This is a genomic window from Virgibacillus halodenitrificans (assembly GCF_001878675.1).
Classification (GTDB): Bacteria; Bacillota; Bacilli; order Bacillales; family Amphibacillaceae; genus Virgibacillus_Q; species Virgibacillus_Q halodenitrificans.
Window position 1 is genome coordinate 510,958 of the sequence record NZ_CP017962.1, and the last position, 26,808, is coordinate 537,765.

General features: G+C 39.5%; 24 protein-coding genes and 2 riboswitches. Of the genes, 21 read left to right on the forward strand and 3 right to left on the reverse strand.

Features of this window, described 5'->3' with window-relative positions:
* Nucleotides 1-133 precede the first annotated feature (133 nt).
* Nucleotides 134-1,669 (forward strand): glutamine-hydrolyzing GMP synthase, encoded by a 1,536-nt coding sequence (gene guaA, locus BME96_RS02730; RefSeq protein WP_071648210.1) that lies wholly within the window; start codon nt 134-136, stop codon nt 1,667-1,669.
* 83 nt (nt 1,670-1,752) lie between these two features.
* Nucleotides 1,753-1,853: riboswitch (purine riboswitch) on the forward strand.
* A gap of 138 nt (nt 1,854-1,991) precedes the next feature.
* Nucleotides 1,992-3,326 carry an NCS2 family permease gene (locus tag BME96_RS02735; protein WP_071649937.1) on the forward strand — a complete coding sequence of 445 codons (1,335 nt, stop codon included), beginning with the start codon at nt 1,992-1,994 and terminating at the stop codon, nt 3,324-3,326.
* A 653-nt stretch (nt 3,327-3,979) separates the two neighbouring features.
* Here BME96_RS02735 and BME96_RS02740 read toward each other — a convergent pair.
* Nucleotides 3,980-5,149 carry an MFS transporter gene (locus tag BME96_RS02740; protein ID WP_060679655.1) on the reverse strand — a complete coding sequence of 390 codons (1,170 nt, stop codon included), beginning with the start codon at nt 5,147-5,149 and terminating at the stop codon, nt 3,980-3,982.
* 111 nt (nt 5,150-5,260) lie between these two features.
* Entirely contained in the window at nt 5,261-5,788 is a 528-nt protein-coding gene (gene msrA, locus BME96_RS02745; protein WP_060679657.1) for a peptide-methionine (S)-S-oxide reductase MsrA, read from the reverse strand.
* 72 nt (nt 5,789-5,860) lie between these two features.
* Here msrA and BME96_RS02750 point away from each other — a divergent pair, with 72 nt between their 5' ends.
* Complete coding sequence (locus BME96_RS02750) at nt 5,861-6,574, forward strand: MOSC domain-containing protein (protein WP_060679695.1); 714 nt, start codon at nt 5,861-5,863, stop codon at nt 6,572-6,574.
* A gap of 82 nt (nt 6,575-6,656) precedes the next feature.
* Here BME96_RS02750 and BME96_RS02755 read toward each other — a convergent pair whose 3' ends face one another.
* On the reverse strand, nt 6,657-7,094 hold the full coding sequence (locus tag BME96_RS02755) for an Hsp20/alpha crystallin family protein (RefSeq protein ID WP_019378781.1): 438 nt from the start codon (nt 7,092-7,094) through the stop codon (nt 6,657-6,659).
* Nucleotides 7,095-7,322: 228 nt separating this feature from the next.
* On the opposite strand from BME96_RS02755, the gene BME96_RS02760 reads away from it, so the two are divergent.
* The 18 genes from BME96_RS02760 (at nt 7,323) to BME96_RS02845 (ending at nt 26,521) form a co-directional block, all read left to right on the forward strand.
* Nucleotides 7,323-7,970 carry a DUF2179 domain-containing protein gene (locus tag BME96_RS02760; RefSeq protein WP_071648211.1) on the forward strand — a complete coding sequence of 216 codons (648 nt, stop codon included), beginning with the start codon at nt 7,323-7,325 and terminating at the stop codon, nt 7,968-7,970.
* A 138-nt stretch (nt 7,971-8,108) separates the two neighbouring features.
* Entirely contained in the window at nt 8,109-8,642 is a 534-nt protein-coding gene (locus tag BME96_RS02765; protein WP_071648212.1) for a GNAT family N-acetyltransferase, read from the forward strand.
* A gap of 195 nt (nt 8,643-8,837) precedes the next feature.
* A riboswitch (purine riboswitch) is annotated at nt 8,838-8,937 on the forward strand.
* Between the two features lie 259 nt (nt 8,938-9,196).
* A complete protein-coding gene (gene purE / locus BME96_RS02770; protein ID WP_071648213.1) occupies nt 9,197-9,688 on the forward strand; it encodes a 5-(carboxyamino)imidazole ribonucleotide mutase in 492 nt (163 codons plus the stop codon).
* Entirely contained in the window at nt 9,675-10,805 is a 1,131-nt protein-coding gene (gene purK, locus BME96_RS02775) for a 5-(carboxyamino)imidazole ribonucleotide synthase (protein WP_197035841.1), read from the forward strand. The genes purE and purK overlap by 14 nt, the downstream gene beginning before the upstream one ends.
* Entirely contained in the window at nt 10,802-12,106 is a 1,305-nt protein-coding gene (purB, locus tag BME96_RS02780; RefSeq protein WP_019378786.1) for an adenylosuccinate lyase, read from the forward strand. The genes purK and purB overlap by 4 nt, the downstream gene beginning before the upstream one ends.
* A 1-nt stretch (nt 12,107) precedes the next feature.
* A complete protein-coding gene (gene purC, locus BME96_RS02785; RefSeq protein ID WP_071648215.1) occupies nt 12,108-12,821 on the forward strand; it encodes a phosphoribosylaminoimidazolesuccinocarboxamide synthase in 714 nt (237 codons plus the stop codon).
* Entirely contained in the window at nt 12,818-13,069 is a 252-nt protein-coding gene (purS, locus tag BME96_RS02790; RefSeq protein ID WP_019378788.1) for a phosphoribosylformylglycinamidine synthase subunit PurS, read from the forward strand. Before purC ends, purS begins: the two co-directional genes overlap by 4 nt.
* Nucleotides 13,066-13,749, forward strand: coding sequence for a phosphoribosylformylglycinamidine synthase subunit PurQ (gene purQ / locus BME96_RS02795; RefSeq protein WP_071648216.1), 684 nt, complete (start codon nt 13,066-13,068; stop codon nt 13,747-13,749). The genes purS and purQ overlap by 4 nt, the downstream gene beginning before the upstream one ends.
* Nucleotides 13,733-15,964 (forward strand): phosphoribosylformylglycinamidine synthase subunit PurL, encoded by a 2,232-nt coding sequence (purL, locus tag BME96_RS02800; RefSeq protein ID WP_071648217.1) that lies wholly within the window; start codon nt 13,733-13,735, stop codon nt 15,962-15,964. Before purQ ends, purL begins: the two co-directional genes overlap by 17 nt.
* Nucleotides 15,940-17,349, forward strand: coding sequence for an amidophosphoribosyltransferase (gene purF, locus BME96_RS02805; protein WP_071648218.1), 1,410 nt, complete (start codon nt 15,940-15,942; stop codon nt 17,347-17,349). Before purL ends, purF begins: the two co-directional genes overlap by 25 nt.
* A 27-nt stretch (nt 17,350-17,376) precedes the next feature.
* Nucleotides 17,377-18,396 (forward strand): phosphoribosylformylglycinamidine cyclo-ligase, encoded by a 1,020-nt coding sequence (purM, locus tag BME96_RS02810; protein WP_071648219.1) that lies wholly within the window; start codon nt 17,377-17,379, stop codon nt 18,394-18,396.
* Entirely contained in the window at nt 18,389-18,967 is a 579-nt protein-coding gene (purN, locus tag BME96_RS02815; protein ID WP_071648220.1) for a phosphoribosylglycinamide formyltransferase, read from the forward strand. The genes purM and purN overlap by 8 nt, the downstream gene beginning before the upstream one ends.
* Nucleotides 18,964-20,499, forward strand: coding sequence for a bifunctional phosphoribosylaminoimidazolecarboxamide formyltransferase/IMP cyclohydrolase (purH, locus tag BME96_RS02820; RefSeq protein WP_071648221.1), 1,536 nt, complete (start codon nt 18,964-18,966; stop codon nt 20,497-20,499). Before purN ends, purH begins: the two co-directional genes overlap by 4 nt.
* A 36-nt stretch (nt 20,500-20,535) precedes the next feature.
* Nucleotides 20,536-21,780 carry a phosphoribosylamine--glycine ligase gene (gene purD / locus BME96_RS02825; protein ID WP_071648222.1) on the forward strand — a complete coding sequence of 415 codons (1,245 nt, stop codon included), beginning with the start codon at nt 20,536-20,538 and terminating at the stop codon, nt 21,778-21,780.
* Between the two features lie 259 nt (nt 21,781-22,039).
* Complete coding sequence (locus tag BME96_RS02830; protein ID WP_071648223.1) at nt 22,040-23,782, forward strand: adenine deaminase C-terminal domain-containing protein; 1,743 nt, start codon at nt 22,040-22,042, stop codon at nt 23,780-23,782.
* A gap of 42 nt (nt 23,783-23,824) precedes the next feature.
* Nucleotides 23,825-24,868 (forward strand): DUF3048 domain-containing protein, encoded by a 1,044-nt coding sequence (locus BME96_RS02835; RefSeq protein WP_071648224.1) that lies wholly within the window; start codon nt 23,825-23,827, stop codon nt 24,866-24,868.
* Between the two features lie 23 nt (nt 24,869-24,891).
* Nucleotides 24,892-25,188: a YerC/YecD family TrpR-related protein gene (locus tag BME96_RS02840; protein ID WP_019378798.1), complete on the forward strand. Its 297-nt coding sequence runs from the start codon at nt 24,892-24,894 to the stop codon at nt 25,186-25,188.
* A 553-nt stretch (nt 25,189-25,741) separates the two neighbouring features.
* A complete protein-coding gene (locus tag BME96_RS02845) occupies nt 25,742-26,521 on the forward strand; it encodes a TatD family hydrolase (RefSeq protein WP_071648225.1) in 780 nt (259 codons plus the stop codon).
* Nucleotides 26,522-26,808 lie beyond the last annotated feature (287 nt).

Sequence of the window (26,808 nt, forward strand, 5' to 3'; positions counted from 1 at the left end):
AATAAAAGTATACTAATTACCAGCAAATTATATGCTGCATACTCATTTTGATGCTGTGGCAGGTACGGTCTTTAAACGAGGGAACAACAGTATATGCTGATATATAATCGAGCTACAGATAGGAGCGTAATAGATGGAAAACAATGAAATGATTCTTGTATTGGATTTTGGTAGCCAATATAACCAATTGATCACAAGACGTATTAGAGAGCAAGGAGTATACAGTGAGCTTCACTCACATAAGTTAACTGCTGAGGCAATCAAACGGATGAATCCGAAGGGGATTATCCTTTCAGGTGGCCCTCATAGTGTGTATGATGAAAACAGTTTCCGTTGCGATAAGGAAATCTTTGATTTAGATATTCCTATTTTGGGGATTTGCTATGGTATGCAGTTAATGGCATTGCATTTTGGCGGACAAGTTGAAAAAGCCAAAAACCGTGAATATGGTAAAGCGCTTATTGACCTAAACGGTGAACCGACTCTATTTAAAGATACACCGAAAAAACAGACAGTATGGATGAGTCATGGTGATAAAGTAATGGCTGAGCCGGATGATTTCCAAATCGATGCTACAAGTCCATCTACACCAATTGCAGCAATGAGTAATCCGGATAAGCAACTATATGGTGTGCAATACCATCCGGAAGTACGTCATTCTGAATATGGTAATGATCTTTTGAAGCATTTTGTTTATGATGTATGTAAATGTGATGGAGATTGGACGATTGAGAACTTTATTGATATGGAAGTTGAAAAGATTCAACAGAAAGTCGGAGAGCGTAAAGTACTCTGTGCGCTTAGCGGTGGAGTTGATTCTTCCGTTGTAGCTGCATTGATTCATAAAGCAATTGGAGATCAGTTAACTTGTATTTTTGTTGATCATGGTTTGTTACGTAAAAACGAAGCAGACGATGTTATGAAGGTTTTTGCAGATGATTTCCATATGAATATTATTAAAGTAGATGCAAAGGATCGCTTTTTATCTAAATTACAAGGTGTCGATGATCCAGAGAAGAAACGTAAAATTATTGGAAATGAATTTATCTATGTTTTCGATGATGAGGCTGAAAAGCTGAAGGATATTGACTTCCTTGCACAGGGAACCCTTTATACAGATATTATCGAAAGTGGTACGGAAACTGCGCAAACAATTAAATCACATCACAATGTTGGTGGACTTCCGGAAAATATGCAATTTGAATTAATCGAGCCACTTAACACACTTTTCAAGGATGAAGTACGTGAGCTTGGATCACAGCTTGGTATTCCAGATCACATTGTCTGGCGCCAGCCATTCCCAGGACCAGGCCTTGCTATCCGCGTATTGGGTGAAGTAACAGAAGAAAAGCTAACAATCGTTCGTGAATCAGATGCCATCCTACGTGAAGAAATTGCTAAAGCAGGACTTGATCGTGACATCTGGCAGTATTTCACTGTACTTCCTAATATCAAAAGTGTAGGTGTTATGGGTGATGCACGTACGTACGATTATACAATCGGTATTCGTGCTGTTACTTCTATTGATGGGATGACATCAGACTGGGCGAGAATCCCATGGGACGTTTTGGAAACAATCTCAACAAAAATCGTAAATGATGTTCAGCACATCAACCGCGTAGTGTATGACATTACGTCTAAGCCACCAGCAACGATTGAGTGGGAATAACAATTAAAATACGAACAACTACTAAAAAAAATGAGGCTTTGTTCGTGTTTTATTGACAATTTAATAGATGGATAGTAATATTAACTTACATTCAATTAAATATGCGTATAATTTAGGGGATATGGCCCAAAGTTTCTACCGGACTGCCGTAAATAGTCTGACTACGCTGAGGATGTAAGCTGATTTGGGGAATTGTAGTTTTTTCTGGAAACTCATTTCACTCTATCCTCACGTAGTTAGACGGCACTCTTGGTCCAGAACGGGCAAGAGTGCTTTTTTGTTTTCCATATACGCAGAATTGATACAGAAAGAGGGGAAAACAGTGAAGAAGTATTTTCGTTTTGAAGAGTTAGGTACAAATTACCGAACAGAATTTATGGCAGGGATGACTACTTTCCTGGCTATGGCATATATTCTATTTGTAAACCCGGCTACGTTAGCACTAGTTGGGGTGGAGGAATTACCTGAAGGAGTTACCCGAATTGACCAGGGTGCCGTGTTTGCTGCAACAGCAATTGCAGGTGCTGTCGGTTCATTATTCATGGGAGTTATTGCGAAATATCCAATCGGTTTAGCACCGGGAATGGGCTTAAATGCTTTCTTTGCTTATACCGTAGTTCTTGGTTACGGGATTCCATGGGAAACGGCTTTATCAGGTGTATTAGCTTCTGGACTTATTTTTATTATTTTAACTTTAACAGGGCTTCGTGAAAAAATTATAAATGCTATTCCAGGTAACTTAAAGTTAGCTGTTGGAGCAGGAATTGGACTATTTATTGCGTTCCTTGGTTTTCAGAATGCCGGAATTATTATCGGCAATGATGCCACATTAGTTGGGATCGGAGATTTAACCTCACCAACTGTTTTACTAGCTATTTTTGGAATTATTATTTCTGTTATATTACTAACGCTTGGCATTAAGGGTGGTATCTTTTATGGGATGGTGCTTACTGCCGTTGCGGGGATGGTTGTTGGATTAATCGATCCGCCAACAGGAATAGGTGGTATTGTAGGAGAGGTACCAAGCCTTGCACCTACTTTTGGTCAAGCATTCCTTCATTTTGGAGATATTTTTACTATTGAAATGCTTGTGGTTATTTTAACATTTCTATTTGTAGATTTCTTTGATACGGCTGGTACACTTGTTGCTGTTGCTACCCAAGCTGGATTAATGAAAGATAATAAGCTGCCACGTGCAGGAAAGGCATTATTCGCTGATTCAGCAGCAACTGTCGTTGGTGCTACGGTGGGAACTTCTACTACCACTTCTTATGTTGAATCTACAGCTGGAGTTGGAGCAGGAGGACGTTCAGGATTTACGGCAGTAGTTATTGCAGGATTCTTCCTCTTATCACTGTTTTTCTCACCATTATTAAGTGTGGTAACAGCAGAGGTTACTGCTCCGGCATTAATTATTGTTGGTGTGTTAATGTCTTCTGCTTTAAAATCCATTGAGTGGGATGAATTTGAAATTGCGGTACCAGCATTTTTCACTATCATTACAATGCCGCTAACCTATAGTATAGCTACAGGTATTGCCATTGGCTTTATTTTCTATCCAATCACCATGCTATTAAAAGGCAGGGCAAAGGAAATTAATCCAGTTATGTATGTATTGTTTGTTATCTTCGTATTGTATTTTATCTTCTTAAGCTAAATGTGCTTATGATGCTATACCTTATAAAAAAGGGAACTTTCTCTGAATGGAGAAGTTCCCTTTTTCAGTTCTAATATCTATGTTGGGTTACCCAATGATTCGTAATATAGATAGATAAACTCTCAACTAACTTGGTGGGACTGTTAACGGCTCCAAATCTCGCTACTGGAAAATATTACGCTTTCCGCGGGCGGCCTGCGAGCCTCCTCGAACTTCACTAACGTTCCGTTCTGTGGGGTCTCGCTAGTCTCGCTTTTCCCGCAGGACAAGGAAAGCTTCGTCAGCAAGACATCGCACGAAGAAAATGTGTATTTTCATTTTCGAGGAGTCTCCATATTTTCCCTTCGCTAGTATGCGTTAGTAATATCGTGATGTTGATATATTTGGTAGGAAAAAGTAATTAATTAAACACTAAACTTAGATAAAAGCCTATACCAATTGATTGGAATGGAAGATGTCGCACTTGTACCCGGAGGTGTGAAAGCGTTCATCTGTAATGGAAATCAATGGCGATAGAGAACCTTCTTAGCATATTTAAGTAAATTTTAGTGATTATTCTTAGGAAGTTCCAGCCTTTACTCCACTCTTTTCCTCCTCCTGTGAATGTACGAGATAACTTCTGTAAGCCAAACATTTGCAATAGAACTTTTTCCTTACTGTGCTCGTTGGGCGTTAACTTTGTTGTAAGAAAAAATATGATAGATGGATAAGGAGATCGTGCCTGCTAATGCCATAAATCCGAGTCCATAATAGAGCGTGTTTCCGCCAAATGAGTCCATTACAACACCGCCAACTAACGAACCGACGATTCCTGATACGCCGAAAAAGGTAGCAAAGAAAACAAGATGTCCTGTTGACTGAAGCAAACGTGGAATTAGCCTTGTCACATAATCAAAGGCTGCTGTGTAGAAAATCCCAAATGTCAAACCATGCAGAAATTGTAACGCGATAATATATGCAGGATCAGTAGCCGCAGCATAGAAGAACCAACGGATGGTGTAGAGAATACCCGCGATAATAACAAATATCAGAGAATGATATTTTCTAAACCAGAAACCAGCTGTAGCGAATACCAGTGCCTCAGTTAGTACACCAACAAACCAGGCAACACCAACCAATCCTTCGCTACCACCCAGCTGAGCAATGTAAAGTCCAATAAAGCTATCATTCGCTCTGTGTGAAATAGTAATGAAGATCATACAAAATAAAAAGATGATAAAAGGTTTATTTTTTACCAAAACCATTACATCTTGAATGCGAATGGGATCTGATTCCACCTTGACGTCCGTAAGACGGAAGGTAACAAGAAAGGCGAGAAATCCGAAACACAGAAACGGAATGATCATATATTGAATACCAACTCTTGTCAGCACTTCGCCAATTACTAAAGAGGATACGGCAAAACCAACAGATCCCCACATGCGAATAGTGCCGAATGATATCTTCATATCATCTGCACGACGTTGTGCAAGGCTGTCACCCAATGCACCGATTGGTGTAACAAAAAAGTAGAAAACAGCACCCATCAGTAATATTCCAACTAATGTTTCCATTTGGAAAAATATAACACTAAAAACTAAAAGGCCACAAATACATAGTTGGATGATTCGTTTTACTGTTTTATATTTATCACTTAAATATCCCCAAAAAGGCTGCGCAAATATGGATGCCAATGGACCAATTGCTAGTACCCAGCCAATTTCCGTACCATTAAGCCCTTTGTATTTCAGATATAATGGCAGATAGCTAAGTATTATTGTATTGGTAGCATGAAAGCAAAAAAGAAGCATTTTCAAAGGTGTTAATGAATTGCTATTTGTCAAAGTCGTCTCCCCTATCTTTATATGTCTAAATCGTTATTATACTACTCTTTCAGTTGAAAACAACTCTTCATGATAAAAAACTCCCAACAATGGTAGGGAGTTTTTTACAAATCAATCTGCCCAGGTGAGCTTGATGAATTCATCTCTACCTGATTTTTCTCGATCTTCTTTATATTCATCTTCATTCTTTTTATAATAATCCTGATGATATTCTTCAGCAGGATAAAATCTCTCTGCTGGAAGTATTTGTGTAACAATCGGCTTGGAGAATTTGCCACTATTCTGTAACTGCTGTTTGGATCTTTCAGCAGCAGTTAATTGGTCTTCCGTATGATAAAAAATGGCTGTACGATAGGAATCGCCGCGATCATGGAACTGTCCGCCATCATCGGTTGGATCGATTTGTTGCCAATAGACTTCAAGAATCTTATCATAAGAAATGATTTCAGGATTATATGTAATTTCTACGGCCTCAAAATGTCCCGAATCTCCAGTTTTTACTTGCTCATATGTTGGGTTTTCTATATGCCCGCCCGTATACCCGGACACAACTTGCTCCACCCCGTCCCATTGATCAAAAGGCTTAACCATACACCAGAAACATCCACCGGCAAAAGTTGCTTTTTTATATATAGTCATTTCTTTTCCCTCATTTTATAGTAGAATTAAGAATTAAGGTAACTATATCATAATTTGAAAGTTGGTGACACAGTGGAGGAACCGCATGTACATAAAATTTTTACAGGTAAAGTGAAGAGGATTGGCACAGAAAATGCCAGTAATCCAATGGAAAGGCCTTGGGAAAGCGGGATGTTCAAGCAAGCAGTAGACGACAAGGTGTGGTTAACAAAAACAGGATTTACCGGTGATGAAGTTGCAGATACAAAGAATCACGGTGGCCCGGAAAAAGCTGTGTTCGCATATCCGATTAAGCACTATACGAGCTGGAAAGAAGAGTTGGACTTGGAGTCGATTGACATGAGCGCTATGGGTGAAAATATGGCAGTTTTAGAAATGGATGAGTTTAGCGTTTGTATTGGAGACACTTATGAGCTTGGGGATGCTGTTATTCAAGTTTCACAGCCTAGACAGCCATGCTGGAAGCCAGCAAGACGGTTTGGGATCGTTGATCTTGCTTTACGTATTCAGAATAGTGGGCGAACGGGTTGGTATTTCCGAGTAGTAAAAGAAGGCTATGTTACTCCCGGTACGGATCTGAAATTGATAGAACGTCCATATCCACAATGGTCCATTGCTGCATGTAATGAAGTTATGCATATTTATAAAGATGATTTGCGAACCGCGGAGGAACTTGCCTCATGTGATCTTCTAGCAATAAATTGGAGAAAAACATTAAAAAAGAGATTAAGAGGACAAAGTGCAAATGTTGCTAAACGGGTATTTGGACCAAATAAAGAAGCGTAAAGGAAGAAAGACACCATCTCGGACAGGAGTCCGTTCGGTGTCTTTTTCTATTACTCAGAAAAAGTGGGTTGTGCTTTTGTTCTCAGTCTTCATCCAAGAGTTCGATATTAACTTTATTTTTGCGACTGGAATCTGAGATTAAGCGATGTAATTGAATGTAAATCAGTCCATTTCTATATGTTGCTCTCATTTTGTCTGCCCTCACTGGAAAGGGTAGAGTGACTTTTCTCTCAAAAACTCCTTGAAGGATCTCCTCTTTAACGACTGTGATGCCCGAGATGGGTTCAATATCTATTGTTCCTTTCAGCTCCAAAGTAGAATAATCAACGAAAATATCTACCTTATGGAGATCCTCTAGTCCAGGTATACTCACTACACAGAAGATTTCATGGTCTGTCTTATATACATTTACGTGGGGAATTGTTGGTTTAATAATTCCTTCAAATTCATTCCAAAATTGATCACCAAAAAAGTGATCCATATTTTTCTTCCAATCTCCCATTTGCTGAAACGGATCCAAAGAGATCCCCTCCTTATATTGTTATTTTGTATTAACATATGCCCAAACTGGGCGGAGGGTGTCAGATTTAAATAAGCTAAGATATGTAACAATCAGTGGTTTCTTTTTGTGAATGACGTAAAGTGTATACCATGCTAGAGAATAATCCCAGCTCATAACAAATAAATCATTTTCATATAAATAGAAAATAATGTATTCTAATAAGATAGAGGCTTGGGAGGTTTTATTTTGCTTAGTAATGCTTTTGTGATGGTTGCGATCATCCTCGTAATTAACATTGTATATGTTTCCTTGTCTACGGTTCGTATGATTTTAACGTTAAAGGGTAGAAGATATATTGCTGCTATAGTTAGTATGTTTGAGATTGTAATTTACGTAGTGGGGTTAGGTCTTGTATTAGATAACCTTGACCAAATCCAAAATTTAATTGCATATGCGGTCGGTTTTGGGACAGGTGTCATTGTAGGTACAAAAATTGAAGAAAAATTAGCTTTAGGCTATATTACGGTAAACGTTATTTCCTCTAATCCGGATATAGAATTCACTCGTAAGCTGAGGGATAAAGGATACGGGGTGACCAGTTGGTTTGCATATGGTATGGATGGAGATCGTTTGTCGATGCAAATACTTACACCACGAAAATATGAACTTAAGTTATATGAAACAATTAAGGAGATTGATGAAAAAGCGTTTATTATTTCTTATGAACCAAAACAAATTCATGGTGGCTTCTGGGTTAAGCAGGTACGTAAGGGTAGATTAATGAATCCAAGAAAAAAACAGCAAGCTGCACCTGAACCCAATTCATTTACGCCACCGGAAGCAACAAGAGAAGAAAATGATACAACAACATACAACACGCCCAAACAGGAATAAGTTGGAGTAGTGAAGCAGAGAAGATACAATTGAATGTATATGTAAAAACGAGTATGAAATAGCGACTATTTTATACTCGTTTCGTGTTTTGAAGCAGATTCGTTTAATGTATGCTGATTAGGTAGGAGGTGGTGTAATATGATCTATTTTGAAACGTCGAGATTACGATTACGTGATTGGGAAGCAAGCGATCTAGAACCCTTTCGTCAAATGAACGCAGATGAAAGGGTTATGAAGTATTTCCCTGCTCCTTTATCAAGGGAAGAGACGAATTTGTTTTATCAGTTGATTTTATCCAAGTTCCACGAATGTGGATTTGGGTTATATGCGGTGGAACGAAAAGAAAACAACGAATTTATCGGATTTACAGGATTTCATAGAGCGACATTTGAAGCTGATTTCACACCCTGTATAGAAATTGGTTGGCGATTGAAAAGAGAGGCCTGGGGAAAAGGATATGCAACAGAGGGAGCAGCAGCTTGTTTGCGATATGGATTCACTGAATTAGGTTTTAGAGATATTTACAGTTTTACAGCTGATATAAATACATTGTCAAAAAACGTCATGGCAAAGATCGGCATGGATTTTGTGGAAACATTTAATCACCCGAAAGTGGATAAGAACAGCCCATTATATAAACATGTGCTATACCATATTAGTGGTGGAGAGTAATAGTCTTATCTCCTGAGGAAACACCTGCGAATTAACGCCCGAAACAGTATGTGCGTTTTAAATCATATAAATAGAAACAACGTAAACTAGAAGTGAGTTTTTACAACTCAAGCAAAAAGCGAACATTAATAATGAATTGTAAATTATTGTTCGATTTTTATTGACATGCGATGAAGGATTTTGGTATGCTGAAAACAACAAATGAATACGGTACCTCATATATTTCATGAGAATATGGCTCGAAGTTTCTACCCAGCACCGTAAATGCTGGACTATGAGGGGAGATGAATCATTGCACTGGCGATGATCCGTTTAATGTGTTTTATATAGTAAAGATTTGCAATGGCAGCAGGATAAGCATATAGGTATAGCCTACGTGTAAGCTTTGGCACCCATTGTTTATTTGCGGAACCTGCATTTTCTTTACTGTTAGAATGAAGTCTGTTCATCTTCTCTCATGCAAATGAGGGAGACGAATAGACTTTTTTGTTTTATATAAAATGATAAAGTTTAAAAAGTGCCATCTTATTAAATGAAGCGAAAAGAGGGATAGCATGACAGCAGTTGGAGTCATTATGGGAAGTATTTCCGATTGGGAAACGATTAAGCATACATGTAACGTGTTAGATGAATTAGAAATCTCCTATGAAAAAGATGTGATATCTGCACATCGTACACCTGATGAGATGTTTGACTATGCTAAAACGGCGCGTGATAGAGGTTTAAAAGTGATTATCGCTGGTGCCGGAGGAGCTGCACACCTGCCGGGGATGGTAGCATCGCAAACTACCTTACCTGTAATAGGCATTCCTGTACAGAGTAAGGCATTAAATGGGTTGGATTCTTTACTCTCCATTGTCCAAATGCCAGGAGGCGTGCCGACAGCAACGGTTGCGATTGGAAAAGCTGGAGCAACCAATGCTGGAATCCTTGCTGCACAAATCATAGGGGCATTTGATCCTGAGGTTGCTGTAAAGCTCGAAAACTATCGAAATAAAATGAAGGAAAAAGTAGCGGAAATGAGGGATGACCTTGCAAAAAAATAAACCGATTCTTCCACCACAAACGATTGGCATTATTGGAGGAGGACAACTGGGACGCATGATGGCAATCGCTGCTAAATATATGGGGTATAAAATCACAGTACTGGATCCTACTCCGGATTGTCCTACCGCACAGGTAGCAGATCATCATGTGGTTGCTGCCTATGATGATATGGAGGCAATTAAACAGCTGTGTGATCAAAGTGATGTCGTTACCTACGAATTTGAAAACGTAGACCTTCATGCTGCTGCATACATAGAAAAACAAGGTAAATTGCCACAAGGGGCCTACGCCTTGGAGGTTACACAAAACAGAGAGAAAGAGAAGCAACTAATGAAGGATGCTGGTCTGCCAATTCCTGATTTCACTATTGTGACAAGTGGTGAGGCTTGTGAGAAGGCGTTACAAAACTTTACCTATCCATGTGTTATTAAAACGTGCCGCGGGGGTTACGATGGAAAAGGGCAATTAAAACTAACTTCTGAAGCGGACATTAAAGAGGCGATTGCATTTGCAGAGAAAAACAAGCATTGCATTATAGAGCAATGGATAGCATTTGAAAGGGAGATTTCGGTTCTATTTACAAGAAGTAGAAATGGAGAAATTAGCTTTTTTCCTATCTCCGAAAACGATCATAAAGATCATATCCTGTATAAAACAACTGTCCCAGCTAACATTAGCCATCAAGTAACGGAAAAGGCTTGTGCTGCTGCAGAAATACTAGCTGAGGAAATGAACATTGTCGGGACATTTGCAATTGAAATGTTTGTTGATGGAGATGACATTTATTTAAATGAAATGGCTCCACGACCTCATAATTCCGGACATTACACGATTGAGGCATGCAATATATCTCAATTTGGCCAGCATATTCGATCAATCTGCGGGTTGCCTTTAATAGACATTCAACTGCTCCAGCAGGCAGTAATGATAAATGTGCTTGGTGAAGATTTAGAGCCTGTTTTACATGCACTAAACCATAGTAAATCAGGTTTTGTTCACCTTTATGGAAAAGACGAAGCGAAAGCAAAACGAAAAATGGGGCATATTACATTTATTGCACCATCTGATAAAACAATGAAAACACAGCTACAACATTTTGAGGAGGCAATGCAATGATTAGTCGTTACACCAGAGAAGAAATGGGCTCCATTTGGACGGAAGAAAATAAATTCAAGGCATGGCTAGAGGTAGAAATTTTAGCATGTGAAGCATGGAGTGAGCTTGGAGTTATCCCTAAGGAAGACGTGGAGAAACTTCGCGCCAATGCCTCCTTTGATATCAATCGGATTTATGAAATTGAACAGGAAACAAGACACGATGTGGTTGCATTCACCCGGGCAGTTTCCGAAACATTAGGAGAGGAAAGAAAGTGGGTGCATTACGGATTAACCTCCACTGACGTTGTCGATACGGCACTCTCCTATGTGATTAAACAAGCAAATGAAATTATCCGTAAAGACGTAACTGCTTTTATAGAAATTTTAAAGAATAAAGCGATTGAGCATAAGCACACTGTCATGATGGGACGGACGCACGGTGTACATGCAGAGCCGACAACATTCGGTTTAAAGCTCGCCCTTTGGTATGAAGAAATGAAGCGAAACTTAGAGCGCTTTGAACTTGCTGCTAAAAATATCGAGTTTGGTAAATTATCAGGTGCTGTTGGTACCTACGCTAACATTGATCCATTTGTGGAGAAGTATGTTTGTGAGAAATTGGGCTTAAGCCCTGCGCCTGTATCGACTCAAACCCTTCAAAGGGATCGACACGCGGCTTATGTTTCTGCATTGGCATTAATTGCAACCTCCATAGAAAAATTCGCAACAGAAATCCGTGGCTTGCAAAAAACCGAAACAAGAGAAGTAGAAGAATTATTTGCGAAAGGGCAAAAAGGTTCTTCGGCAATGCCACATAAACGTAACCCCATCGGTTCCGAAAATATGACGGGGATGGCAAGGGTTATTCGTGGTTACATGATGACCGCATATGAAAATGTTTCTTTATGGCATGAACGGGACATTTCCCATTCCTCTGCAGAACGGGTTATTTTGCCTGATGCTACGATTGCTTTGAATTATATGCTGAATCGTTTTTCCAACATTGTTAAGAATTTAACTGTCTTCCCTGAAAATATGAAGCGAAATATTGATAAGACATATGGCGTTATTTTCTCCCAACGTGTTCTCCTATCGTTAATTGATAAGGGAATGGCAAGAGAAGCAGCCTATGACATTGTTCAACCAAAGGCAATGCAGGCATGGGAAACAGCAACTCATTTTAAGGACCTAGTGGAAGCCGAGGAGGAAATAACTACTCGCCTAACACCAGAGGAAATTAATGCTTGCTTTGATTATACGTATCATTTGAAAAATGTAGATTTTATTTTCGAACGAATCGGATTAACGGAAGGGGAGTAAAATGAGTCAATCTCTTTTATATGAAGGAAAAGCTAAGAAGGTTTATCAAACGCCAAATAAAAAAGGTCAGCTTATTTTAGCTTATAAAAACGATGCGACAGCTTTTAATGGCCAAAAGAAAGCTTTATTTGAAGGTAAAGGACGATTGAATAATGAAATTTCATCACGTATTTTTCAAATCCTTCACCAAAAAGGGATTGAAACCCATTTTATTGAACAGTTGAATGAAACAGAGCAGCTGGTACATCAAACCAAAATCATTCCGATGGAAGTGGTCATAAGGAATATGGCCGCAGGGAGTATTACGAAAAGGCTTGGTATTGAAGAAAGAACCATATTTTCGCAGCCTCTTATTGAGTTGTTTTACAAGGAAGATTCCCTTGGAGACCCGTTAATGAATGATGAACATGCACTGTTTTTATGTAATGTTACTTTTTCAGAATTAAGAGAAATAAAGGCAAAAGCTCTAGAAATTAACACACAGTTAATAGAAATATTTGCTGCAATAGGAATTACTTTAGTAGATTTCAAGATGGAATTTGGCAGACTTGCCAGTGGTGATATTGTGTTGGCAGACGAGATTTCACCAGATACGTGCAGGCTATGGGATGTAACAACACATGAAAAACTGGATAAGGATGTTTTTCGGCAAGGGACTGGAAATTTAATAGAAGTATATGAAGAAATACGACAACGACTGGAGGCAATATCATGAGAAAAGTTACTGTTTTCATTACATTGAAGCAAGGTGTGCTTGATCCGCAAGGCAAGGCTATACAGGAATCTTTGAACTCTTTAGGGTATAAAGAAATACAGGAAGCCCGGGTGGGGAAGTACATTGAACTGCAGGTGGAAGAAGGACCTGAACTGGAAGCAAGAGTGAAGGAAATGTGTGACAAGCTTTTAGCGAATCCGGTTATTGAGGATTATCGTTTCGATGTGGAGGAGGCTGTTCGGTCGTGAAATTTGCAGTGATCGTATTTCCGGGATCAAATTGTGATCGTGATATGTACAATGCTATTAAAGATGTAATGAAGACCGAAGCAGATCTGGTTTGGTATGAAAATAGTAATCTTGAAAACTATGATGGGATTCTATTACCTGGTGGATTTTCGTATGGAGACTACCTTCGATCAGGAGCGGTTGCGGCTACTTCTGAAGTAATGAAGCAGGTAAAGGAACATGCCACCAAAGGAAAGCCTGTGCTAGGTGTTTGTAATGGATTCCAAGTGCTGACAGAGGCTGGATTGCTTCCGGGAGCTCTCATGCGCAATAAGAATCTTTCCTTTATGTGTCATCAGGAGCCTTTAGTCGTGATGAATAACAAAACACCGTTTACAACTGGCTATGATCAGGAGGAAGTGATACATCTGCCAATCGCCCATGGTGAAGGAAATTATTTTTGTGATGAAGCTACATTACTGGAATTAAAAAATAATGATCAAATTGTCTTCACATATAAAAACAATCCGAATGGTTCGATTGATAATATTGCCGGGATTGTTAATAAGGAAGGAAATGTGCTTGGTATGATGCCACATCCGGAGCGGGCGGTAGAAGCGTTATTAGGCAGTAATGACGGGATGAAGTTATTCCAGTCAATGATTAAAAATTGGAGGGAATCCTATGTTACAAATGCATGATATCAGCCCAGAGCAAATTGAAAGCGAAAAGATTTACCGTGATATGGGGCTAAGTGATGAAGAATTTAACATGGTAAAGAAGATACTTCATCGATTACCGAATTTTACAGAGACTGGAATTTTCTCGGTAATGTGGTCAGAGCATTGCAGTTATAAAACATCTAAGCCCCTGTTGAGTAAATTTCCAACAAAGGCTCCGCATGTTCTGCAAGGACCTGGTGAAGGAGCGGGGATTATTGATATTGGGGATAATCAAGCTGTGGTTTTTAAAATCGAAAGCCATAACCATCCTTCCGCAGTAGAGCCATATCAGGGTGCAGCCACAGGTGTTGGTGGAATTATTCGCGATGTATTCTCTATGGGTGCTCGTCCGGTAGCACTCATGAACTCACTGAGGTTCGGTAATTTAACTACAGATCGGGTGAAATATCTGTTTTCTGAAGTAGTCAATGGGATTGCAGGATACGGAAACTGTGTTGGTGTACCTACTGTTGGTGGAGAAGTTCAATTTGATGAAAGCTATGAAGATAATCCGCTTGTAAATGCCATGTGTATTGGTCTTATCAACCATGATGAAATCCAAAAAGGTATTGCTGCTGGTGTTGGTAATACGGTTCTCTATGCAGGAGCTCCGACTGGACGTGACGGAATACATGGGGCAACATTTGCCTCTGATGATCTAGGCGAAGATGCTGATAAAGATCGCCCTGCCGTACAGGTTGGTGATCCGTTTATGGAAAAGCTGCTTATTGAAGCATGCTTGGAAGTTATCCACTCGGATGCACTTGTAGGAATGCAGGATATGGGAGCAGCAGGCCTTACTTCCTCAGCCAGTGAAATGGCGAGTAAAGCCGGAACAGGAATGGAAATGAATTTGGACCTTGTTCCACAGCGCGAACAAAATATGAACGCATATGAATTAATGTTATCAGAATCACAGGAAAGAATGCTTCTTGTTGTTAAACAAGGAAGAGAACAAGAAATCATTGAAGTGTTTGAAAAATATGGTCTTCAAGCTGTTGCAGTTGGTGAAGTAATTAGTGAAAAAGTATTTCGTATAAAACAGCATGGAGAAATAATGGCTGACATTCCTGTAGATTCTCTTGCAGATGATGCTCCAGTGTTCCACATGCCATCAAAAGAAGCTGTATATTATAAGGAATTTCAAGAAATGGAAATGGAAACTCCAACGGTTACTAATCATTCAAAAATGCTAAAAAAGCTGCTTCAACAACCAACAATTGCGAGTAAGGAATGGGTCTATGATCAGTATGATTCCATGGTACAAACAAATACAGTTGTTACACCAGGCTCGGATGCTGCTGTTATTCGTGTGAAAGGTACAGACAAAGCATTAGCAATTACTACAGATTGTAACTCCCGTTATATTTATCTTGATCCGGAAACTGGTGGGAAAATTGCTGTTGCTGAAGCGGCAAGGAATATTATTTGTTCTGGAGCCCGTCCACTTGGTCTTACTGATGGTTTGAACTATGGGAATCCAACAAACCCGGAGATTTTCTGGCAAATGGAAAAAAGTGTTGAAGGTATGAGTGCGGCATGTGAGGCACTCGGTGCTCCAGTTATCAGCGGAAACGTTTCTTTATATAATCAATCAAAAGGAAAGTCCATTTTTCCTACTCCAATTGTAGGTATGGTCGGGCTTCATGAATCCCTTGATCATATTACGCCTAGTCATTTTCAGCAAGCTGGTCATCTTATTTATGTAATAGGAGAGGCAAAGGCTGAGTTCGGTGGCAGTGAGCTCCAGAATATAGTGAATAATGGAGTGTACGAAGGTAAAGCGCCGACCATCGATTTGCAAGTTGAGGCTAAAAGACAACAGGAAATTTTATCTGCTATTAAAGAAGGTATTATAGTATCTGTCCATGATCTTTCCGAAGGGGGATTAGCAGTAGCGTTGGCGGAAAGCCTGTTCCATGATAAGGGGCTTGGCCTTGAGGTTTCCTTGACAGGGGACGATACTGTCCAATTATTTAGTGAGACACAGTCACGTTTTGTTGTATCCGTACAAGCTGAAAATAAAGAAAAATTTGAATCTATTGTCGATAATGCCAATCAAATTGGAATTGTTACAGATGATCACAAGTATACGGTTAAGGTAAATAATGAAACTATCATTCAAGAAAATGTGCAAGAACTACAGAAGTTATGGAAAGGAGCTATCCCATGCTTGCTGAACTCAAAGGCATAAATGAAGAATGCGGCATATTTGGAATATGGGGTCATGATAAAGCGGCAGAACTAACCTATTACGGCTTACATGCCTTGCAACATCGCGGGCAGGAAGGTGCTGGAGTAGTTGTCAGTGACGGAGATAAGCTGAAGGTTCATAAGGATGTTGGTCTAGTGAATGATGTATTTAAAGATGCTGATTTTAACAGATTGTCAGGCCAAGCTGCAATTGGTCATGTGCGTTACGGAACCCAGGGAGAAGGTGGCTCTGACAATGTTCAACCACTACTGTTTCGTTCTCAAAATGGGAGTATGGCTTTAGCACATAATGGAAATATCATGAACGCATATAAGCTTCGGGGAGAATTGGAAGCAGAAGGAAGTATTTTCCAAACCACATCAGATACAGAAGTACTTGCACATTTAATTAGAAAAAATGGCAGGGAGACAAATGAGCTTTCCATATCAGAAGCACTTCAACAAGTAGTTGGTGCCTATGCATATGCGATTTTAAAGGAAGATAAAATGTATGTGGCACTTGATCCAAGAGGTATTCGCCCACTTTCCATTGGAAGATTGGGTAGTGCCTATGTTGTAGCTTCTGAAACCTGCGCATTTGATTTGATTGGGGCAACCTTTGAGAGAGAGGTTCTTCCTGGTGAATTGATTACGATCAGTGATGAAGGAATGGAGTTCACCCGTTTCGCTTTAAGAGAGCAACGGAAGATGTGTGCAATGGAATATGTCTATCTATCCAGACCAGATAGCAATTTAAACCACGTTAACGTCCATGCTTCCAGAAAAAGAATGGGTATGGAGCTTGCGAAAGAAGCAGCAGTGGAAGCTGATTGTGTGATTGGGGTTCCTGATTCAAGTATTTCATCAGCAATTGGATATGCTGAAGAAACTGGCTTACCTTATGAAATGGGAATCATTAAAAATCGGTATGTTGGCCGTACTTTTATTCAACCATCTCAGGAATTACGGGAACAAGGTGTGAAAATGAAGCTTTCGCCTGTTCGCGGTATTGTTGAAGGGCAACGGATTGTCCTAATTGATGATTCAATTGTTAGAGGTACTACAAGTAAAAGAATCGTTCGGATGCTAAAAGAAGCAGGAGCAAAAGAAGTACATGTCCGGATCGCTTCCCCGTCAATAGAAAATCCATGTTATTACGGGATTGATATGTCAACAAGAGAAGAATTAATTGCTGCAAACAACTCATTAGAGGAAATATGCGAAATCATCGGCGCAGATAGCATTGCGTATTTATCTGCAGATGGACTGGAAAGAGCCATTGTAAAGGATAAGACAATACATCAAGGAATTTGTAATGCATGCTTTACAGGGAAATATCCAGTTACAGAAGAAGGCCGAGAGACCATTTCTTATGTGAAATGTTAACACTACAAGCTAAAGGGTGGATGAATGATGGCGAATGTTTATAAAGAAGCAGGTGTAGATGTAGAAAAAGGCTATGAGGCTGTTGAACGAATGAAGAAACATATAGAAAAGACAACTCGCCCAGAAGTATTGGGTGGAATTGGGGCCTTTGCCGGATTATTTGAACTGACATCCTTTAACTACAAAGAACCAGTATTAGTTTCCGGAACAGACGGAGTTGGTACAAAGTTAAAGTTAGCTATCCAATTACAGAAGCATGACACAGTAGGAAAAGATCTTGTTGCAATGTGTGTAAACGATATTGTAGCACAGGGTGCCCAGCCATTATTTTTTCTTGATTATATTGCCTGTGGAAAAAATGAACCTTCCATGATTGAGCAGCTTGTTGCTGGAATTTCTGAGGGCTGTGTAGATGCAGGAGCAGCATTAATCGGTGGTGAAACTGCAGAAATGCCAGGAATGTACCAGGATCAAGATTATGATTTAGCGGGATTTGTTGTGGGGATTGCGGAGAAGTCAAACTTAGTGACAGGAGAATCCATTCAGGCAGGAGATGCAGTGATTGGTCTAGCCTCTAGTGGTATTCACTCCAATGGCTATTCTTTAGTCCGCAAAATTGTAGATGGTTTGTCTTTGGAAGAAAACCACGGGTTAAATAGTACGCTTGGTGAGGTCTTATTAACACCAACAAAGATTTATGCGAAGGCTATAAAGGAAGTCATGGCTAAGGTAAAAGTGAAAGGAATCTCTCATATTACCGGTGGAGGATTTTATGAGAATTTTCCACGCATGCTGCCGAAAGAACTTGGTGTGAAAATAAACCCGACTTCATGGGATATTCCAGAAATCTTTCCATTCCTCCAAAAGAAGGGTTCCATTACCGATGAAGAAATGTTTGGTGTTTTTAATATGGGGATCGGTATGGCTATCGTAACGGAAAAGGAAAATGCTGAGCACGTGTTAAACATATTGCAGGAAAATGGGGAAAAGGCTTACCACATTGGTGAAGTAATTACTGGTGAAGGAGTCCATTTTACAAATGAGTAAAGTAAAAGCGGCGGTATTTGCATCTGGAACTGGAAGTAATTTTCAAGCATTACTGGAGACGGATAACTTACAATGTGAAATTGCTCTTTTAGTATGTGATAACCCTCATGCAGCCGTAATAGATAAAGCATCTGCCTATAAAATTCCTGTGTTCGCTTTTAACCCGAAAAGCTTTTCCTCCAAAGCAGCTTTTGAAGAAAGGATAGTTGAACGACTACAGAAGGCTGGGATAAGCTGGATTTTCTTAGCGGGCTATATGCGACTCGTGGGTCCCACGCTATTGGAGGCTTTTAATAATAAAATGATAAATATCCACCCATCTCTACTGCCTGAATTTCCCGGCAAAGATGCGATTGGCCAGGCGTATCATTCAGGCGTAAGGAAAACGGGAGTAACGATTCATTATGTGGATGAAGGAATGGATACAGGGCCAATAATTGCTCAGGAGTCTATAGAAGTTTTAAATGAAGATACAGAACGCTCATTGAAGGAAAAAATACAGCAAGTCGAGCATCAATTGTACCCAAAAGTAATTAACCAACTTTTACAGCAAAGTGAGGGATTGATATGAAAAAACGCGCACTGATCAGTGTATCTAACAAAGAAAATATCATTGATTTCGCAAACAATCTTACTGAACTAGGGGTGGAAATCATTTCTACTGGTGGGACATTACGTGTCTTGAAGGAAGCTGGAATACCAGCCTTTCCAGTAGATGAAGTGACTGGCTTTCCTGAGATTCTTGATGGTCGTGTGAAGACCCTGCATCCGCTTATACATGGTGGCTTACTCGCAAAACGCTCAGAGGCAGCGCATATGGAACAATTGGAAGCAAATCAAATTACACCAATTGACTTTGTCATTGTGAACCTTTATCCGTTTAAACAAACGCTTGAACAAGAGGGAGTTTCCCATGAAGAAGTGATTGAAAACATTGATATTGGTGGACCAACAATGCTACGTGCAGCAGCGAAGAATTACGCAGATATTACGGTAGTTGTTGATCCAGCAGATTACTCTTCGGTTATTGAAAATGTACGAAATAACTCACTCGATATGAATAAACGTCAACAGCTTGCTGCAAAGGTATTTCGTCATACGGCAAACTATGATGCATTAATCGCAAATTATTTCACAGAGCAAACGGAAGAAAGATTTCCTGAAACCTATACGATTACATATGAAAAAGCTCAGAATTTACGTTATGGAGAAAACCCTCATCAAGAAGCAGCTTTTTATAGAAAACCGCTTAGTGGGGGGATGAATCTTGCCACAGCGCAACAATTACATGGAAAAGAGCTATCCTATAATAATATTCAGGATGCAAATGCTGCCCTGGAAATTATTGCAGAATACTTGGAATCACCAGCAGTCGTAGCTGTTAAGCATATGAATCCTTGTGGGATTGGAGTTGCTGAAACGATCAGTAAAGCTTTTGATCGGGCATATGAAGCAGATCCTATTTCCATTTTTGGTGGGATTGTTGCCTCCAATAGAGAAATTGATGAGGAAACTGCAAAGGAGCTTAGCAAAATATTCTTAGAGATTATACTTGCACCTGGATTTACAGAAGAAGCCTTGGATATTCTAACACAAAAGAAAAATATCCGTCTGCTGAAGTTAGATATGGATACGAAAAAGGAAACCACCCACAAGGTAACGAGTGTAGGTGGAGGTGTGTTAATTCAAACACAGGATGATGGGATGGCAAAGCCTGACGAGCTAACTGTTGTCACGAAGCGCCAACCAACAGAACAAGAGTTAACCGATCTACTTTTTGCATGGAAAGCTGTTAAGCATGTGAAGTCTAATGCAATTGTACTTGCAAAAGGAAATCAGACCGTTGGTATCGGAGCTGGCCAGATGAATAGAATAGGTGCAGCCCAAATCGCAATTGAACAAGCAGGAGACAAGGCTTTAGAATCGGTGCTTGCTTCGGATGCTTTCTTTCCAATGCCGGATACAGTTGAAGCAGCAGTCAAGGCTGGTGTAACAGCAATAATTCAGCCGGGTGGATCTAAGCGTGATGAAGATTCCATTAAGGTTTGCGATGCACATAACATCGCTATGGTGTATACAGGAATGCGTCATTTTAAACATTAAATAAAACAACCCAGCACGCTTGAAAGGGGACTGAAAATGAACGTATTAGTTGTTGGCCGGGGTGGTCGTGAGCATAGTATTATTAAGAAATTGACTAAAAGTCCGCAGGTGGATAACCTCTATGCAGCACCAGGGAATGGAGGTATTAGGGAAGAAGCAGTATGTGTAGCAATTGATGAAATGGATATACAGGGTTTGATTGAATTTGCTAAAACTAATTCTATTGACCTTACTATTGTCGGACCGGAAAATCCATTAAATGAAGGTATTGCCAATCATTTTATAGAAGCGGGGTTAACCGTATTCGCACCTTCAAAAGAAGCTGCTTTGTTAGAAGGAAGTAAAAGCTTTGCTAAAGATTTTATGGAAAAACATAACATTCCAACAGCCGCTTATGCGACTTTTACCTCGGTGGAAAAGGCGAAAGATTATATTAAAGCAAAGGGTGCGCCCATTGTTATTAAAGCAGACGGGCTAGCTGCCGGCAAAGGCGTAGTGGTTGCATTTACTAAAGAACAAGCATTGGAAGCTGTAGACCAAATGATGGTTAATAAGGCGTTCGCGGAAGCTGGAGCAACGATTGTTATAGAGGAATTCCTTGAAGGAAAAGAGTTCTCATTAATGGCCTTTGTTCATGGTAATAAGGTTTTTCCAATGGTAACTGCTCGAGATCATAAACGTGCTTTTGATAACGACCAAGGACCAAATACTGGAGGAATGGGTGCTTTTGCTCCGGTTGCAGACATAAGCAAGGAGCATCTTGACTTTGCTTATTCAGAGATTCTGCAAAAAACGGCTGACGGGTTAATAGAGGAAGGACGTTCATTTACTGGAATACTTTATGCAGGACTCATTATGACTAAAGAAGGGCCAAAGGTCATCGAATTTAATACACGCTTTGGTGATCCGGAAACCCAAGTTGTATTACCATTACTAAAAAATGATCTCGTACAGGTAATAAAGGATGTTCTTCAAGGAGAGGATCCACAACTTGAATGGGAGAAAGCTTCATGTGTCGGTGTTGTTATCGCTTCGGAAGGGTATCCGGGTACATATAAAAAGGGGATAAAATTGCCAGAATGGAAACATGCCCCAAATTTCTTTGCCATACATGCTGGCACAAAGTGGGACGGGGAAACAATCGTCTCGGATGGAGGCAGAGTGCTATTAGCAGGCGCTAAAGAAGTTAACCAAGAAGCAGCACAACGTACCGTATACGAAATGCTTGATTCACTGAAGGTGAAGGAAGGCTTTTTCTATCGTAAAGATATTGGCATGTGATCCCATCCACTCTCATATTGTAATGAGAGTGGATTTTTTTATTCCCAGAAACCGACAAACAGAACCTGTGAAGGAGCAAGTCTGAAACATAAGTAATGTGAATCGTTCGTAAGGGGATTACTTTATTTTAGCTAGTTCTAAGGCTCAATGATTTGAAATTTTTGTCACAAAATAGTCATGTATAATTTACAGTAACTTTACTGCGTTAAAGTGGAAAATGTGTTAAACTAGAAAAAAATAATTTGTTGGAGAGTTGTTCATGCTTGATAAGGGATACTTTTGGAGAAATAGAGAATTAAGACGACATGTCAGGGTATTGGATGGATTAGAAGCCCCTACCTTGGTTTTAAAAAATAGTACGTATTTAAATACATTTACAAAGCAGTGGCAGGAAGGCCATATTTGGATCGTTGATGATCGTATTGTGTATGTTGGAAGTAAACTACCAAGGAACACAAGTGGGACGGAAATAAAAGATTGTGAAGGAAAATACTTGGTTCCCGGTTATATAGAGCCACATGCCCATCCTTTTCAACTATACAATCCAGAGGAATTGGCGAATTATGCAGCCAGATTTGGCACGACCACATTAATTAATGACAATATGTTGTGGCTTTTTTTATTAGAACAGAAGAAAGCGTTTACTTTATTGGAGGAGTTTAGTAAGTTACCATCTTCAATGTATTGGTGGGCTCGTTTTGATGCTCAAACAGAACTACAGGATGAGGAGGAAATGTTTAACACTCCTGATGTACTCTCCTGGTTATCACATCCGGCAGTTGTCCAAGGAGGAGAATTAACATCATGGCCAAAATTGCTTGCAGGAGATGATCGCCTTTTATACTGGATTCAGGAAGCTAAACGACTTGGTAAGCCTGTGGAAGGGCATTTTCCTGGAGCCTCGGAAAAGACTTTGACTAAAATGAAATTGTTAGGAGTAAGTGCGGATCATGAGTCAATGACTGGAGAAGAGGTAATCCAGCGCTTGCAGCTAGGTTATCGTGTGGGATTAAGACATTCTTCCATTAGACCGGATCTTCCTAAATTAATAGATGAGATTGTAAAGTTAAAGCTACCAACCTATGATAATCTGACCTTTACAACAGATGGAGCTACGCCTGGTTTCTATGAACATGGGTTGATTAATATTTGTATTGAAATAGCTATCGAACATGGGATTCCTGTGGAAGATGCTTATCGAATGGCCAGTTATAATGCAGCAATTCATTATAATATGGAAGAACAGCTTGGGAGTATTTCCCCTGGTCGCATCGCACATATAAATATCTTACAAGAAAAAGATAATCCACATCCGACAGGGGTGTTAGCAAAAGGGAAGTGGGTTGTGAAAGATGGAGTTGCACAGGAACAAAAACAGTTGATAGACTGGGGAAAATACGGACTGAAGAGCTTAGAACTTGACTGGGAAATGGATGAGAACGAATTGCAATTTTCTGTTCCGGTAGGTCTTGACTTGGTTAATGATGTAATTATTAAGCCGTATGCAATTGAAACAGATATCACGCTGGAGGAAATCCCCTCTGATAAAAATGAGGCTTTCTTATTGTTAATTGATCGTGAAGGTAAATGGCGAGTCAATACGACAATAAGAGGATTTACTGAAGGCCTCGGTGCAATTGCAAGTTCTTATTCTACTACTGGTGACCTTGTTTTTATTGGGAAAAGTAAACCGGATATTTTACTTGCGTGGAAAAGATTAAAAGCAATCGGTGGGGGCATTGTCCTTGTACATGAGGGAGAAGTGCTCCTTGAAATACCTTTGAATTTAAGTGGTATTATGCACAATGGTACAATGGAAGAGCTTATTGTAAAAGAAAATAAGTTCAAACAGATCTTGAAAGATTTTGGTTACCCTTATAATGATCCGATTTATACCATCTTCTTCTTATCGTCAACTCACTTACCATATATACGTATTACACAGCAAGGAATTGTCGATGTTATAAAGAAAGAAGTACTCTTTCCAGCCAACATGTGCTAGCGTATAATAGATTATAAGAATTTAGTAAAAAGGTGTGGGGTCATGAGGAAGTTACTATTCAGTCTGCTCATTTTAATGCTTATTTTGGCAGGCTGTTCAAAAGAGGAACGAAAAGCAGAAAACAGTGAATCAAAAGAAAATAGTGTACAGGAAAAGTCACAAATACCAGACAAACAGGAGAAGGTTTATCCTTTAACCGGAAAGGAAGCCACTGATAATATAAATCAACGTATGATTGGTGTAATGGTAAACAATCATACAAAAGCAAGACCTCAAACAGGACTGTCACAGGCAGATATGGTTTTTGAAATTTTAGCTGAAGGGCAAATCACCCGGTTCCTGGCTTTGTTTCAAAGTGAACTGCCAGAAGTAGTAGGCCCTGTGCGGAGTGCTCGTGAATATTACTTTGAATTGGCAAAGGGATATGGAGCGCTGTATATTTATCATGGTGCAGCCGGGTTTGTTAATGATATGATTAAGGATAGAGGCATTGAGCATTTGGATGGCGCAATGTATGATAATGATGGTAATTTGTTTAAACGGGAGTCTTTTAGAAAAGCACCTCATAACTCGTATTTACAGGTAGATGCTGTATATGATGTTGCTTCAGAAAAAGGTTATAAAACTACACATGAATACGAACCATTGCCGTTTTTATCAAAAAAAGAAGTAAAAGAGCTTTCTGGCGAACCGGCAAAGCATGCCAAAATCACTTACTCAGAAAACCCAATGGAAATAGTGGAATATGAGTATAATGGAGATGGGGCATATAAACGGTTTAATGACGGAGAGCAAACGGTGGAGCTCAATACAGAAGAAGCGATTCAAGTTGAAAATGTACTTATCGTAGAAACAGATCACAAAATAATTGATAAAGCAGGACGTCGTTCAGTTGATATGACATCAGGCGGTGATGCATACTTGCTTCAAAATGGACAAGTACAGAAACTCCAGTGGGAAAATCGGGATGGTAGAATTATTCCAGTTAAAGATGGCAATGCTGTTGGCTTTGTTCCCGGTAAAACTTGGATTAATGTAATACCGTCAAGTCCTGGTCTGCAACAAATGGTTACAATAATGAACTAGTTAAGGAGCAGGAGGTGTTCGTTTTGCAAATAGATAAATTGCGTGGTAAACAATTAGATCAAATGTTTGATGCTATTCTTTCATTAAAGGATCGAGAGGAATGCTATCGTTTTTTTGATGATATGGCTACAATGTCCGAGATTCATGCAATGTCTCAGCGGCTGCAAGTAGCAAAAATGTTAAGTGAAGGCAGAACATATAATGCCATTGAGCAGGAAACAAATGCATCAACAGCTACTATTTCACGTGTGAGAAGATGCATGAACTATGGTAGTGATGGATACAAGATGGTACTAGACAGAATTATGGATGAGGAATAATAAGAAGAGATGCCGTTTCAACTAACGCATCTCTTTTTTTACAAGAAGCTCAGCTATACTATTACACATAATAGAGAAACTCAGGAGTAACTATTAGTGATTCAAATAGGAACTTGCTTGCTGCAATATTGATACCGCTACGGAAAATACTGCGCTTTTCGGGGGCGGCTGATGAGCCTCCTCATGCTACCGCATTCCGGGGTCTCACCTATGCCTCATCTCCCCCAGAAGTCTTCGTATTTTCCTCCGCTTAGAGTTGCTTTTTAGAAAGATTAGATTATTATTTAAGGCTGAAATGTAGTCACTTTTACATTTTAAGTACAGGTTTGGTGGATTGTAGCCTACGGGAGATAAACTTGAAAGAAATCAGGCAATACTAGTCTGTGTCCTAGAGTTTTAAGTTGCTACAAATTGATTGAAGCGGAAGGGGGCGACTCCTGCCTACTGCTTTCTTCTACTTATGTCCAAACTATTATAAGCAAGAATGCTAAACTTGGTAGTTCCTAAAGTCCTTTATTAAAGTTGCTTAGATTATTTTAAGGAGGGAGTTTGTGTGAAGTCAATTATTGATGCACATATACATCTGGATTTATATAGTGCCGAAGAAAGAAGCAGTCTTCTGCAGGGATTAGATAAGACCAGCACAGAAGCACTTATTTGTGTGTCCAATAACTATGAATCTGCTAAAAAAATATGCAAATTGGCGAAGCAAGATAGACGTATTAAGCCTGGAGTTGGCTATCATCCTGAACAGGAACTACCTACTGATATGGAAAAAGAAGCATTGTTCCATTATATAAACAAACACCATAAGAAGATAACTGCCATCGGTGAAGTTGGCCTCCCATATTATACGCGAAAAAAGAATCCTGAAGTTTCACTCACTCCATACATAGAGCTACTCGAAGATTTCGTTAAAATAGCTGCAGACTTAGATAAACCGATCGTTCTTCATGCTATTTATGAGGATGCCCCTCTTGTATGTGACCTTTTGGAAAAGCATCGTACACAGGCAGCGCATTTTCATTGGTTTAAAGGAGATACAAAAACAGTCGAAAGAATGGTTTCAAATGGATATTATATCTCTATTACTCCTGATTGCTTATATGAACAAGAAATCAGGGAATTAGTACATACTTACCCATTGGAGCAAATGATGGTAGAAACGGATGGACCGTGGCCTTTCAAAGGACCTTTTCAACATCAATTGACACACCCTGAAATGATACATGCATCTATTGCGGAAATTGCTAAGTTAAAGGGACGGGATTTAGGACAAGTATATGATAAACTATATGCAAACACAGTAAAGTTTTATCGTTTACTTCTCTAATAACCTCCGCTTTCCCCAAAAAGCATCACTTCTGAAAAAGAGGTGGGAGAGTTGTCGCTCAAGATCGAAATGGATAGAAGAGGAAACTGATTTACCATTACATTTTGTGTAAATGATCCTTCCCTAAAGAATTTTTCCGAAATCTTTCTACCCTCACCCTCAATAGGCTTCAAAGCGTTTGTTACCGGGAACAATTTTCCCTTTGTAGCATCTAACTCACATTAAAAATTTTTCAACCTAAAAAATCCTGCTCATATCCCTAAATTACCACTGCTTTTTTTGGTATA